The following is a 13022-nucleotide window of genomic DNA, read 5'->3' as shown; positions in this document are numbered from 1 at the left end:
TCGTGCGAGGCCTAACGCCTGAATTAAGCCGAGCCGCGAAGCGGCTTCGGCTTGAATGAATTGTTAGGGCGCGTCCGGCGAGTCATCCGGCCCATAGATATCGAAGTCTAAAGCGAGCCCCAGTGATGCGTACTTTGCCAGGAGTGCCGGGTGTAGCAAGACTCCTGAGTTGAAGCCCTCAAGGAAGTAGCCAATGAAGAGCGAAGCGGAACCACCCGAAGCCAGATGGTTGGCAAGGAATGCTGCGTGAGCATCGAGCCATTTTCCGACGCGGGTAAGGGTGTCCTCTACGTACTCCCCGGGATAGATCTCCAAGGGGGCAGTCCAATACGAGTCATCCCAAAAGCCCTCCAGCGGAGCGCCGCGAGGAGAGGTGCGCTTCTGACCGGCCGACCATTGCCGAGAGGGCTCCAGGCCGAACTCTGAAGAACAAGCAGAAAGCTCCGATCGCGGATGACTGAGTCGAAGCGAGATCTTGAATCGATACGGCCGTGATTCTTCCATAGCGCCCTAACGCCTGAATTAAGCCGAGCCGCGAAGCGGCTTCGGCTTGAATGAATTGTTAGGCGCGCTCACCGGCAGAGCGAACCAACGTGATGTTTCTACAATCCTCGCTCTCGAGCACAAGGCCGGCGTCGGGAGTATCTATCATGATGCCCTCACCAAACTCCGACTTGAACCACTCTGTAGAGCCTGGGTCATCCTCGGGGAACTGGTCCGTGCTGATGATAAAAATGACCTTTGAAAGGCCGTTGTCATCGAACCAGCGGACCAGGTCGCCGATACGAACCTCAATGTCTGTTCCTGGGTAATAGAGACGTTTCATGAGGCGCCTAACGCCTGAATTAAGCCGAGCCGCGAAGCGGCTTCGGCTTGAATGAATTGTTAGGTGCCATGCGACTAGTCATACAGCACCGGCGCGTACCAGACCACTGTCCATTTGCCGCCAATTCTCTTGTACTGCAATTGCATTTGGCCATCGTTACTGCCTTGGCACTTCTCGGTAATCGTCACCCAGGTGCCGCGATCATCATGCTCAATATCGTCGATGGAAATGTTTTTGCAGCGCGGATCGATACGAGCGTAGTCAGCCTTGATCTGGGCGGCCGACGGTGAGCTGGGAGTGCAGGACGAGAGGAGTATCGCTGTTAGAGCAACGAGGAACCTGATCATGGCACCTAACGCCTGAATTAAGCCGAGCCGCGAAGCGGCTTCGGCTTGAATGAATTGTTAGCCCCCACGCGATACACGGTGCAATATTCCGGAAGCGTGTAAGCCATATTTGCTCGACTCGTTCTCGAGCGGCATGTCGAGGTTGTTCACGACGCGCGACCAAACGACAAGAAGATCCTCAGGCGAACGAAGAGTTGCAACTATCGCCCAAGACTCAACCCATGTCCCATCATCGTCAGCGCCTGAGTCTGTTGCATAGATCACGGCGTTGCTCATACTGCTGCTTATGCGGAAAGCACCGGGTTTAGCCTCAATCCATGTTCCGTCATCTTGAAGCCAAACCCGAGGTGCTCCTTGACCAATAAGAAGCCTCAACTCCAGGACGTCTTTGGGCGTGTCACTGAGAGTGATCGATCCTTGCCATAAGCCATCCAGATTCTGGTCATATGCAGCGTGATTTCGCGAGACCGTTGCACAGCTCGCCAGAGCAGTAGCAATAGTCATTGCCGCAAGAAGTATCTTTAACGCGCGGATCATGATGATCTCTCAGTGGGGGCTAACGCCTGAATTAAGCCGAGCCGCGAAGCGGCTTCGGCTTGAATGAATTGTTAGGGCTCACACCCACTAGATATCAAACCCCGGGTGTAAGAACTCACGGGACTCACCAATGGACCAGCTAGTACCCAGGAAGCGGTCCTGAAGCTTGAGGCCGTCAGCCGTGTAGTGAAGCTCCGATGCCAGCGGAATGCCAAGACTCGGAAGGAGCGCTCGAAGGATTTCAAGAGCGGCGGCTCGATCAGTTGTGTCGATATCGATGCCGCAGAACTCGATCGGCCGTGTGCCATCGGGAAGGGCGTCACCAAGTAGAGACCCGCCGCCAGAGACGTGGCCAAGGTCTTCGGGCTGGAGTGCGTCGTCGATTGGATCCTCAAAGAGGGTAGCCCGATCCAGCGGCTGGATGGGTGCAGGAATCTTGATGTAGACGAACTGCTCGACGTCGAACTCTACTTCTTGGTCGGTCACGATGGTCTCCCCTGTGAGGCCTAACGCCTGAATTAAGCCGAGCCGCGGAGCGGCTTCGGCTTGAATGAATTGTTAGGTGCCACCTAGTGCACCCGACGACCTTGAACTGTACCAATCACTGCGCCGCCCGTGACCCCGCCCGCTGAGCGCTCACCGTTGAAGTTGACTCCGGCTAGCTCGCCGCGAATCTCGTCGTTTGCGTCACATAGATTGGAATTGAGGCTGATCAGTAGAAAGCGGCCGGAAACGGTATAGGCGGCTTGAGCGGCCGAACCAAGATGGCCGTCAACGCGCTCAAGTTTGCGCCAGTCACCAGAAACACAGGTATCAGCTCTCTCATCCGAGACACGAAAAGTGTGCGACTCAAGCTTTCCGGAGCCTGAGGCGGTATCAAATCTCCAGACGGCGCCTGCGGCCCAATCAGGAGGTGTGGGCTGCGCAGAAAGCGCCTGGTAGTCCAGTCGCGGACGATGGGTGTTAGTGGCGCAAGCCACCAGCACGACCGAGAGAAGGATGATTAGGCAATGACGCAGCATGATGTGGCACCTAACGCCTGAATTAAGCCGAGCCGCGAAGCGGCTTCGGCTTGAATGAATTGTTAGGCCGCAGCCAAGGCATAGAGAAATGACAGTGTAAAAGTCAGGGCCGGGATAGCAACAAGAATCAATGCAAGCCAATGCAACGCTTTGTGAAACGGCCATTTGAAAAATATGGCTATAGAAGCGGCGGCTAAGGCAAGGGCAGCGGGCATGCAGTAGACCACCGCGATCTCGTCCATCGCAACGTCATCAGAATTATTGAGCCATAGAAGTAGCAGTAGAACGGCCCCGAGGCTTGCCGAAGCGTCGGCCAAGGCTACTCGCTTGCTGAGGTTAATCTTTGGTCTACGCTCAATTGCGTGAGCCGATTCTGGTGCGACGTATGGGTTATCTGACATGCGGCCTAACGCCTGAATTAAGCCGAGCCGCGAAGCGGCTTCGGCTTGAATGAATTGTTAGCGCCCATCAGCGAGTCTCCGGGATGGGATATACGCGAATGCTAGAGATCGTGCTGGTGTTGCCTGGTGCAAAGGATGCATCAAACTCGAGGATGGGGCCGCGAGCAATGCCGCGGTAGGACCCAAAGGTGGACAAGCTGCTTAGCGCCGTCAGCTTGTAGCGGCGACCCGCGTAAGACATCGTGCCGCCGTCGGATGTTTCGCTACCCGCGACGAGCTTGGCGTGAATGGGCTCTTTGCCGGCGACAACCGCGCAGAAGTCCTCCGAAGCCTCGCGCAATATCAGCTGGTCTTCTGGGCTTGCACCAGATGCCCCAATTCCATCGAACGGAGCAAGACAGGTTTCGGGGCGGGTGCATCCCGCTAGTGCGAGCATTGCAGCGAGAGTTAGGAATCTTGTCATGGGCGCTAACGCCTGAATTAAGCCGAGCCGCGAAGCGGCTTCGGCTTGAATGAATTGTTAGGCCCCGCGCGGGGATCGCGCAGAATTCGGACCACGCCGGATTCTATGCTTCCTGAGAAGTAGCCGCCGCCACGAAGGAACACGCAGGGATTTGAGTACTTGGCGTAAATGTGAGCTGGCACCCGACCACTTATCTGCACCGTGTCGCTTTGTATTGGAACCTCATATCCCGGGATGCGCCCACCCTCAATTGGGGGATCTGCCGGGAAGCCGTCCGACTTGCCGCCGCAGTTGACGACCATAAGCCGGACGTAAAGCTCTCGCTGGATTATGGTCTTTGCGTCCGCAGAGTGGAGCGCTACTTGCACCACCACGTCTTCATTGTCGTCGTATGCAATCGCGGACAGTGGATCGGGGCGAAATTGGCAGCCGCCAAGAAGAAGTACCGAAGCGGCCAGGCAGACCGCACAGATCTTTGGATGTCGCATGCGCCGAGCAGGGGTCATAGGGGCCTAACGCCTGAATTAAGCCGAGCCGCGAAGCGGCTTCGGCTTGAATGAATTGTTAGGGCTCAGCCGACTTGCCATAAAGTTGTGCCGGTGTGAGCCCGATCAACATAGTAGTGGTGGTTCTGTTGGGCAATTGCATCGGCTGCGGCCATTGCATCAGCGCGAGTTTTTGCGTCCGTGTGAGTGCTAAGTGCGCGTAGAGCGGGAAGTGCATCTTGCCTAAGCGAGTACGCCAACATTGAGCAGGCATTCTCCCTGACCAAATAGGCACGATCCGCAAGAGCCGCTATAGCAAGCGACGTGACCTCGGGATAGCGCCGAGAATAGCGAAGTAGCCGAAACAAGATGGCGGCACGGCCGCTGGCGCGACGAACAAGCGGGAATGCCGCGACCAGTTGCTGGATGAGCGGCTCCTCGCCGAATTGCTGAAATAGGCGCAGCTCAAATTGGCCGACCTCAGAGGTTCTGGCCTGTCCGTAGCCGTCCGCAATTTGTTGAATCGCTGGGATCTTCATCTGAGCCCTAACGCCTGAATTAAGCCGAGCCGCGAAGCGGCTTCGGCTTGAATGAATTGTTAGGCCCCGAACCGCCGAGCCACCGACTGGATGGCTGGCATGGCAAGTGGCGTGGCCCACTCCGCGATGGACTCTAGCTGAGGCGCGAGGCGAGCTAAAGCCTCAGGTGCCCAATGGGCGCGAAACTCGCCAAGTGGCAGGCCATCCAGCTCCGAGCAGACCGAACCGATGGCACCTGCATCCGGATCATCTGGCTCTAGCTCGGCTCGCGCGAGCACCGGACCTAACGCCCAGCATCCGTCTAGGATGCTCATCCTCCCCGAAGACACCGCAGCAGCAATCTGCCCGGCCTCGCGCCTGAGGCTTTCGATGTACTCGGCGTGAGTCATTTTTTGCATCGGGGCCTAACGCCTGAATTAAGCCGAGCCGCGAAGCGGCTTCGGCTTGAATGAATTGTTAGGCCCCAGGATAGCGAATCTCCCGCCACCTAGCGCCAGGATCTAGCAAATCCCCGACGAGAAGCCATGTGGATTGGTCCGGAGCAGCCGATCCGTAGAGCCATAGCTGGCTAATGTTGAGTCCGTCAAAGGACAGCTCTGACAATCTGATCGTGACATTGCGATTGAGATGAACCGCCACCACAAGATCAGATGAATCGCGATACTTGATAAGCCCATTTATCAAGCTTTGAAGTGAGGCTGTCGGGTTGAGATCGTTGGGAACCAGTTCCTTCAGCTGCACAGGAACGAGATGGTGATACCCGTCTCGCTCGAAATGGGTGATGCAGTCATAATCGCTTTTCTCTAGTGGCGAGAAACGAACCTTTACGCCCATGGCCTCGCCAACTAGGTAGCTGAATAGTGCCGATTGTCGACCTTCAAGGAACGGACGAAGCTCTCGTGTGCGGAGAGCGGACACTTTGTAGGGCAGTTCATGAAGTGGTTGCGTAAGTGCAATCTCACGCAGCCCAATGAGTATCGGGAGAGGGTCGTGATAAGGCAGCTTTGCCCACTCTTTGACGCTCATCGATGTTTGGTCCTGGGGCCTAACGCCTGAATTAAGCCGAGCCGCGAAGCGGCTTCGGCTTGAATGAATTGTTAGGCCGCGCCTCAGCTACCGGCCATGCGATTGAATGTAGCGATTGCAACCCACACAAGCAGAGCGCCGACGAGCCCAACAGTGGCAATTCTATTAGGGGCCGCGAGCAGCCAGGAGCGAGCCCTAGACTCCTTGCGAGTGAAGAGAAAAATAGCTCCATATCCGAGAACGCCAGTAACTACGGCAATGACGATCCAACGTACTAGAAAGTGAGATGCCCAACTCATCGGTAGTCCAAAGTTGCGGGAGCCTTGCAGTGCGGCCTAACGCCTGAATTAAGCCGAGCCGCGAAGCGGCTTCGGCTTGAATGAATTGTTAGAGCCCATCAGATGGCTGCCGACAGCTTGAAGATGGGCCAATACAGTGCGACAACAAAGAGCGGAACAGATAGAACTAGCGTGGCAACGCCGATTAGCCCGGAGGCCAATCCCCGACGCCGAGGGGCGGGCCAGAAGTACCAAGCCGCAATTACAGCGGCCGGGGAAGCCCACATGGCCAAGTAATAGTGAACAAGCAGTTTGGTCAAAAGCGGAAGATCCGCCCCGAATGACTCAAAGACCTCAGCAAAATGCGGGACAACTAGAGTTGTTGCCAATGCGCTAAGAAGGGCGCAGCTCAACCCTGCGGCTAGCCAGGCCCTGGCCGCCGGCGCGCCGTTGGATCTGACCGCAGCTGGAATTGCCGTGGTCGAAGCCTCGTAGGGATTTGTCATGGGCTCTAACGCCTGAATTAAGCCGAGCCGCGAAGCGGCTTCGGCTTGAATGAATTGTTAGAGCTCAGCCAGTGCTACGGTGCCTTGCCAAACTCTCTCTGATAAGCCTCTAGGATCCGTATGCGGGCGTCAATGAACGATTGCCAGCAAGTGAGCCTAGCGTCATTGGCCATTAGATCGGTTTGCCTTGCCGCCACCGTGTACTCACAAGAGTTGGAAGCGAACGTCTCCCAGCTCTTTTGAGCGGAAAGTAGAAGTTTGGCTGCCTGAGGGTCTCTTGCGCGAACATGGGATAGCGTACGGCCAAAGGTTGCGGCAAGCCTCTCGTCTTGATCGTCAGAGGCACAGGCGCGCACCTCGGCCATGTTTGTTGCGCCTTTCTCACAATCTCTAGCCGCGGCGGGAGCTGCCGGGCGAATGAGTAGGACGAGACTGAAAAGAACTGCGCGCATATCTATACCTGAGCTCTAACGCCTGAATTAAGCCGAGCCGCGAAGCGGCTTCGGCTTGAATGAATTGTTAGGCCCCTCACTGACGTAGCCGACGACGCTGACCACATCTAGCTCTGAGCACACGAGTCGGAAGGCGCCCTCTCCCGAGAGCACTACCTCGATCCCACTTGATGTGCGACTTATCTCAAGGTCTCCGGAAACGCCCGTGCCCCACCGACGAACGTCTACCTGGGTCACTGCAAAGGCACGAATGAGAATTTGGCAGGTGTTAGCGCTTTCGGGCCATTTGGAGGATGGCTTGTCCGGAAAATCTTGAGGCTCAAATGTGATCTCGGCCGAGGGGCCATCCCGATGTAGCGATATGCGGTGGACGCAGACATTCTTGAGGCTTGGCGCAACTGAGTAGTAGCCGAGAATGACCTTGGGATTAAAGGTGATCTGGTTCCAGTCCATAGGAATCTTTCTGAGGGGCCTAACGCCTGAATTAAGCCGAGCCGCGAAGCGGCTTCGGCTTGAATGAATTGTTATGCAGCCCAGGGCAGTAGGGAGCCGTGGACGCTGAAGAGATCTTAGCCCGGGACAATCGGGATGCGGCAATCACTGGACGGAAGCGCGGGGAGTGAGTGGCGGGTGCTTGCCCGTCCGGCGCCGGAGGCGCCGCCAAGGTGAATCCAGCCATGTGACCGCAAGCCCAGCGGCGCGAGCGAGAGAGATCTTGTGCGGGCTTTGCGAGCTTTACCTGCAGCGCTTCGGCGCTGGCGCGCATCGCCAGTCTTTTGACCACGCATAACGCCTGAATTAAGCCGAGCCGCGAAGCGGCTTCGGCTTGAATGAATTGTTATGCAGCCACGGAGAACAGGGGGCCGTGGACGCTGAAGAGATCTTAGCCCGGGACAATCGGGATGCGGCAATCACTGGATGGAAGCGGGGAGAGTGAGTGGCCGACGCTGGTGCAACCGGCGCCGGAGGCGCCGCCAGGGTGAATCCAGCTATGTTGCCGTAAGCCGAGCGGCGCGAGCGGGAACGGTCGAGTGCTGGCTTGCGGGCTCTACTGCGGAACTTGAGGTCTCAGCGCGCATCGCCCGTCTTTTGACCACGCATAACGCCTGAATTAAGCCGAGCCGCGAAGCGGCTTCGGCTTGAATGAATTGTTATGCAGCCACGGAGAACAGGGAGCCGTGGACGCTGAAGAGATCTTAGCCCGGGATAATCGGGATGCGGCAATCACTGGACGAAAGCGCGGAGAGTGAGTGGCCGTTGCTTGCCCATCCGGCGCCGGAGGCGCCGCCAGAGTGAATCCAGTCATGTGACCGCAAGCCCAGCGGCGCGAGCGAGAGAGATCGAGTGCGGGCTTTGCGAGCTTTACCCGCAGCGCTTCAGCACTGGCGCGCATCGCCAGTCTTTTGACCACGCATAACGCCTGAGTTAAGCCGAGCTGCGAAGCAGCTTCGGCTTGAACGAATGGTTATACGCCACGGTAAGCAGCGCAGGGACGAAGTGTAACGGTAGCTGCTGCAGGCGGGAGCAGGGAATCAGCTGATGCAAGCCGGGAAGAGTGTGGGGCCGGTGCTCACACATCCGGAGCCGATAGCGCCGCCGAAGTGAATCCTGCCGTGTTTCCGCAAGCCGAGCGGCGCGAACGAGGGATGTCGAATGTGGGCTGGCGGGCTGTACCCGCAGCGTCTCAGCACCGACGCGCATCGCCGGTCTTTTGCCCACGTATAACGCCTGAATTAAGCCGAGCCGCGAAGCGGCTTCGGCTTGAATGAATTGTTATGCAGCCCAGGGCAGTAGGGAGCCGTGGACGCTGAAGAGATCTTAGCCCGGGACAATCGGGATGCGGCAATCACTGGATGGAAGCAGGGCGAGTGAGTGGCCGGTGTTTGCTCATCCGGCGCCGGAGGCGCCGCCAGAGTGAATCTAGTCATGTGACCGCAAGCCCAGCGGCGCGAGCGAGATAAATCGAGTGCAGGCTTTGCGAGCTTTACCCGCAGCGCTTCGGCGCCGGCGCGCATCGCCCGTCTTTTGACCACGCATAACGCCTGAGTTAAGCCGAGCCGCGAAGCGGCTTCGGCTTGAACGAATTGTTATGCAGCCTGGGAGAGTAGGTGCCCAAGGCTGCTGAAGCGATCTTAGCCCAGGACAATAGGCGAAGAGAGAATCACTGGATGGAAGCGGGGAGAGTGAGTGGCCGGTGCTTGTGCAACCGGCGCCGTAGGCGCCGCCTACGTAAATCCAGCTATGTAACCGTTAGCCGAGCGGCGCGAGTGGGAAAGGTCGAGTGCAGGCTGGCGAGCTTTACTGCGGAGTCTGCAGTGACGGCGCGCATCGTCCGTCTTTTGACCACGCATAACGCCTGAATTAAGCCGAGCCGCGAAGCGGCTTCGGCTTGAATGAATTGTTAGCCGCCAACCGCTATCACTGCGAGTGCGACGACTAGACCAAAAGCGGCGACAGCCGTAATGGCCACTGGGATTGTGGCAGCAGCCACTAGCAGCAGGTTATGCCAGTTACGCGCAGGACGTTCTCTCGTGATCCGAGAGAGCGCGGAGGACAGCGTGGGGTAAACCGTGATGCCGCAGATTACGGACACGGCGAGCGCGGCCAACGTAAGGAGAGAGCGCGGCTGATAGAAGGCAAAGGTAACGAGCCAGCTCAATGCGGTGAGCAGGAACGAAATCAGGAATTGCCGTTGAATGTGCCGAGGAAATTCCATTGGTGGCTAACGCCTGAATTAAGCCGAAAACAATCGCGTAGCGATTGGTTTTCGGCTTGAATGAATTGTTAGGCGCCACGGTAAGCGGCGGAGTACGAGAGTGCAACGGGACGGCAAGGGCAGGGAGCCGTTCCCCGGCTGACGAAGGCCGGTGCAATGAGGGGCCCGTGTTTGTGCAACCGGCGCCGAAGGCGCCGCCCAAGTGAATCCAGCCATGTGGCCGTCAGCCGAGCGGAGCGAACGATTAGTGTCGAGCGCGGGCTGGCGAGCTTTATCCGTAACACCTCGGCACCGGGGTGCAACCGTAAGCCTTTACACCCACGCCTAACGCCTGAATTAAGCCGAGCCGCGAAGCGGCTTCGGCTTGAATGAATTGTTAGGCAGCAGCCCGGCGCCGCTTGCCCGCGTAGGAATTGCCTGCCGTGTTAACCATTTCACTCTCGCATGAGCAAGCGATGTGCCGCTTTCCCATGCCGTAAGAAATAGAAGCAAAGCGCAGCAGTGGCAATGGCTTGAGAAAAAGCAATGCCGGTATCGACCCAGGTGCGGACGGTTAGTTTGTCGACTCGAGCAGGGTCTAAATCCCTAATACTGTGCAGTTTTACCAAAGCAATCGATTGGCTGAAAACATCGAGCAGTAGCAGTAGGCAGTAGCCCAGCAGCAACAGACCGATAAGTCTTATTGTCAGCCAACAAGCGGATTCTTTTGTCATGAGTGCAGCCTAACGCCTAGATTGCTAGGAACAGAATTGTGACGTACCGGAACATTTGGTATGCAGCCTAACGCCTGAATTAAGCCGAGCCGCGAAGCGGCTTCGGCTTGAATGAATTGTTAGCCCTCTGCCCGATGACGCCGGAGCATCGGATTGAAGACGGCCAAAATAGTGGCAGAGCCAATCGCTCGTGAGCCCTCCGAAACTTGAATCTCCCGCCCCTCCCACAGGGAATGAGGATAGATCTCCGGCGTTATGAACCAGACATTTGCGGTGCCTTGGTCGCCGGGCGCAATCTCGTAGAGGTCTATGAGCTCGTGGTACACGGATGTCAGGTAGTCGCTTCGGATCGCATAGTTCGGTCGGTAGCCAGAAGTAACGGAATGGCTCTTACCGCCAGTTTGCGTTGAGGTGAGCCTCAGTACGACTTGGGCATCAGGAGCGCGGTTCATCGAGAGGGCTAACGCCTGAATTAAGCCGAGCCGCGAAGCGGCTTCGGCTTGAATGAATTGTTAGGCCTGCGGGGCCGGCTGCACAACATACACGTGAACTTGCCCGTCATCAGGGTGATGCATCTGAACGACGAATCGCTTGTCGCTTTCCGCGATCGTGAGCATGTGAACACGGAGCAGCTCCCAGATTAGATGTGTCCACTCCTTGGGCGAACGAATCAGGTCGATCTGGCGCGATCCGGGCCTGTAAGGATTCCACGTATGAAGGACCTCACTGGTGATGTCGTAGAGAGCGGCAAAATCCGATCTGGTAAGGCAGGTCCGGTCTACCTCGGCCATATGGGATCCGGGCTCACTCATAGGTAATGGAAAGAAGCTTGAGTGGATTGTCTCTAGCTTTTTCAGAATCCGCTCGGCCTTCCAGTGAGTGCCAAAATCAGCGTGATGGCGTGAGTAGGCAGAGCGATTGGCGGCAAGGGAAGAGAAAGCCACCAACTCGAGGATGCGCCTCAGGTTGAGACAGGCAAACTCAACGGTGAACTCAGTGCGGGTGGCACCAATCTCGCCAGCGTCGAGCTGACGAATTAGCTCAATTCGTTGCTTGGCCTCAGACATCAAGGCGCAGTAGATTTGGGCTTCAGTTTCCATGATGTTTGAGAGCAGGCCTAACGCCTGAATTAAGCCGAGCCGCGAAGCGGCTTCGGCTTGAATGAATTGTTAGGCTGCAGCCGGCGATGCTGATGCATAGCGAACGGCATACAACCCAGCCACATCAATTGCCGTGTGCAGAATCATTGCGGCAAGAAGCCCGACGTATTTTGCGACGGCGGCCAGCGCCAAGCTTGCAGCAAACAGCCCGACTGCCTGGACTAGCGTTCTCTTGCTAAGCGAGGTGAACCGGTAAGCCCTGGTATGAGCCAGCACAAATATGAGAGAGGAAAGCCAAATGCCCATAACCGGCTGGAGAGCGCCGCGGAAAAGCAGTTCCTCGCCAATGCCAGCTGCCAGAGCAATCCACAACGGGTTTAAACCCGCCAAGTTCAGGCGGCTGTAGCTTTGGATGGTGTGCTGAGTGGTGGGGCGGTGGGCAGTGAACTTGTAGCCGATAAAGGAGTTGATGCAGGCAGCGACACCGAGGCCAAGGCCAACTAGAGCTTGGGCGGGAATGGTTAGCCCGCCAGAGAAGAGAGCCTCTGGCGCGTGGCCCGACAAAGCTGCGACGGCGAGAGCGGCCGCGCACATGAGCAGGCATATGAACCATTGCCGGGCAGGACCAATTGGGTTCTTCAATACAGTCACGGATTCGGTCGCCACGAAACTTCCCCTGCAGCCTAACGCCTGAATTAAGCCGAGCCGCGAAGCGGCTTCGGCTTGAATGAATTGTTAGGCCGCGTCACGGTGCTTGTTGAGCTTGGCCACGACCTTCTTTGAAAAGGAGAATATCAGCGCGCTGATTGAGAACCAAAGCCAAGAAAAGATAAGCGCCGCAACAACATTGTTGATGTAGAAAATGACCTGTCCGCTGCGATCGTGAACAGGTACCGTGCCAAGCCCGCCTTGGTAAAGGATTGCGACAAATATCAATGGTGCCGCTGCCATAAATACGGCTGAAACCATCTTGGTGGTGACGGCAACAAAGAATGCCGAACTGCTGTACTCGTCTGTTTCCATGGTTGGATGACTTGGTAGCGGCCTAACGCCTGAATTAAGCCGAGCCGCGAAGCGGCTTCGGCTTGAATGAATTGTTAGGCATCACCCAGCTAGACGCTCGGGGATCGGCTTGAGCTTGTATACCTCATGAAAGAATAGGTCCGCCTTGTGCTGGTCTGAGCAGAAGTTGGTTACCTCTTTAATCTTTCCATGCTCAAACCGAAAGACCAGGCACCAAGTTAAATCGAGGCCGTTACCGTAAGTGCTCCATCCGCGATGGTGATCTATGACGTAGTCACCATGCTCGGCGATTGCAAAAGGCTGCGCTTGGAACCCAGCCTTGCCAAGCTGACCAAAGAAGGCCAGTACCTCTTTGATGCCGTGCTTTTCACCGGCAAGGGGGTGGTGGCCGGGAATGCGCCAAATGATGTCATCAGCCATGACGTCACTTACCGCAGCGACGTTATTACTGGCATAAGCCTCAAACAATGCGCCGATCTTGGGTTGGTTTGACACGAAAACTCCTTGTAAGTGATGTGATGCCTAACGCCTGAATTAAGCCGAGCCGCGAAGCGGCTTCGGCTTGAATGAATTGTTAGGCGCGACGGT

At 56.8% G+C, this 13022-nt stretch carries 15 protein-coding genes; all 15 read right to left on the bottom strand.

Features of this window, described 5'->3' with window-relative positions; genetic code table 11:
• Nucleotides 1-562: 562 nt before the first annotated feature.
• Entirely contained in the window at nucleotides 563-826 is a 264-nt protein-coding gene (locus ACYVGK_RS17850; protein ID WP_460736214.1) for a hypothetical protein, read from the bottom strand.
• Nucleotides 827-900: 74 nt separating this feature from the next.
• Nucleotides 901-1173, bottom strand: coding sequence for a hypothetical protein (locus ACYVGK_RS17845; protein WP_460736212.1), 273 nt, complete (start codon nucleotides 1171-1173; stop codon nucleotides 901-903).
• 624 nt (nucleotides 1174-1797) lie between these two features.
• A complete protein-coding gene (locus tag ACYVGK_RS17840; RefSeq protein ID WP_460736210.1) occupies nucleotides 1798-2196 on the bottom strand; it encodes a hypothetical protein in 399 nt (132 codons plus the stop codon).
• Nucleotides 2197-2279: 83 nt separating this feature from the next.
• Entirely contained in the window at nucleotides 2280-2732 is a 453-nt protein-coding gene (locus tag ACYVGK_RS17835) for a hypothetical protein (protein ID WP_460736208.1), read from the bottom strand.
• Between the two features lie 62 nt (nucleotides 2733-2794).
• Nucleotides 2795-2974 (bottom strand): hypothetical protein, encoded by a 180-nt coding sequence (locus tag ACYVGK_RS17830; protein WP_460736206.1) that lies wholly within the window; start codon nucleotides 2972-2974, stop codon nucleotides 2795-2797.
• Between the two features lie 226 nt (nucleotides 2975-3200).
• Nucleotides 3201-3596 carry a hypothetical protein gene (locus ACYVGK_RS17825; protein ID WP_460736204.1) on the bottom strand — a complete coding sequence of 132 codons (396 nt, stop codon included), beginning with the start codon at nucleotides 3594-3596 and terminating at the stop codon, nucleotides 3201-3203.
• 571 nt (nucleotides 3597-4167) lie between these two features.
• Complete coding sequence (locus ACYVGK_RS17820) at nucleotides 4168-4620, bottom strand: hypothetical protein (RefSeq protein ID WP_460736202.1); 453 nt, start codon at nucleotides 4618-4620, stop codon at nucleotides 4168-4170.
• A 456-nt stretch (nucleotides 4621-5076) separates the two neighbouring features.
• A complete protein-coding gene (locus ACYVGK_RS17815; RefSeq protein ID WP_460736200.1) occupies nucleotides 5077-5646 on the bottom strand; it encodes a hypothetical protein in 570 nt (189 codons plus the stop codon).
• Between the two features lie 858 nt (nucleotides 5647-6504).
• Nucleotides 6505-6882, bottom strand: coding sequence for a lysozyme inhibitor LprI family protein (locus tag ACYVGK_RS17810; RefSeq protein ID WP_460736198.1), 378 nt, complete (start codon nucleotides 6880-6882; stop codon nucleotides 6505-6507).
• 27 nt (nucleotides 6883-6909) lie between these two features.
• Nucleotides 6910-7335 (bottom strand): Imm50 family immunity protein, encoded by a 426-nt coding sequence (locus tag ACYVGK_RS17805; RefSeq protein WP_460736196.1) that lies wholly within the window; start codon nucleotides 7333-7335, stop codon nucleotides 6910-6912.
• A gap of 2697 nt (nucleotides 7336-10032) precedes the next feature.
• Nucleotides 10033-10311 (bottom strand): hypothetical protein, encoded by a 279-nt coding sequence (locus ACYVGK_RS17800; protein ID WP_460736194.1) that lies wholly within the window; start codon nucleotides 10309-10311, stop codon nucleotides 10033-10035.
• A 512-nt stretch (nucleotides 10312-10823) separates the two neighbouring features.
• Nucleotides 10824-11411: a hypothetical protein gene (locus ACYVGK_RS17795; RefSeq protein ID WP_460736193.1), complete on the bottom strand. Its 588-nt coding sequence runs from the start codon at nucleotides 11409-11411 to the stop codon at nucleotides 10824-10826.
• A 69-nt stretch (nucleotides 11412-11480) separates the two neighbouring features.
• On the bottom strand, nucleotides 11481-12077 hold the full coding sequence (locus ACYVGK_RS17790; protein WP_460736191.1) for a CPBP family intramembrane glutamic endopeptidase: 597 nt from the start codon (nucleotides 12075-12077) through the stop codon (nucleotides 11481-11483).
• A gap of 69 nt (nucleotides 12078-12146) precedes the next feature.
• The gene (locus ACYVGK_RS17785; protein WP_460736189.1) at nucleotides 12147-12434 is read right to left on the bottom strand and encodes a hypothetical protein; all 288 of its coding nucleotides are present in this window, start codon (nucleotides 12432-12434) and stop codon (nucleotides 12147-12149) included.
• An 81-nt stretch (nucleotides 12435-12515) separates the two neighbouring features.
• Complete coding sequence (locus tag ACYVGK_RS17780; protein WP_460736187.1) at nucleotides 12516-12929, bottom strand: nuclear transport factor 2 family protein; 414 nt, start codon at nucleotides 12927-12929, stop codon at nucleotides 12516-12518.
• Nucleotides 12930-13022: the final 93 nt, after the last annotated feature.

The sequence above is a fragment of the Lysobacter tyrosinilyticus genome (genome assembly GCF_054779815.1).
Note: the sequence above shows the minus strand (reverse complement) of the source record. Positions and strands in the feature narration are given on the sequence as shown.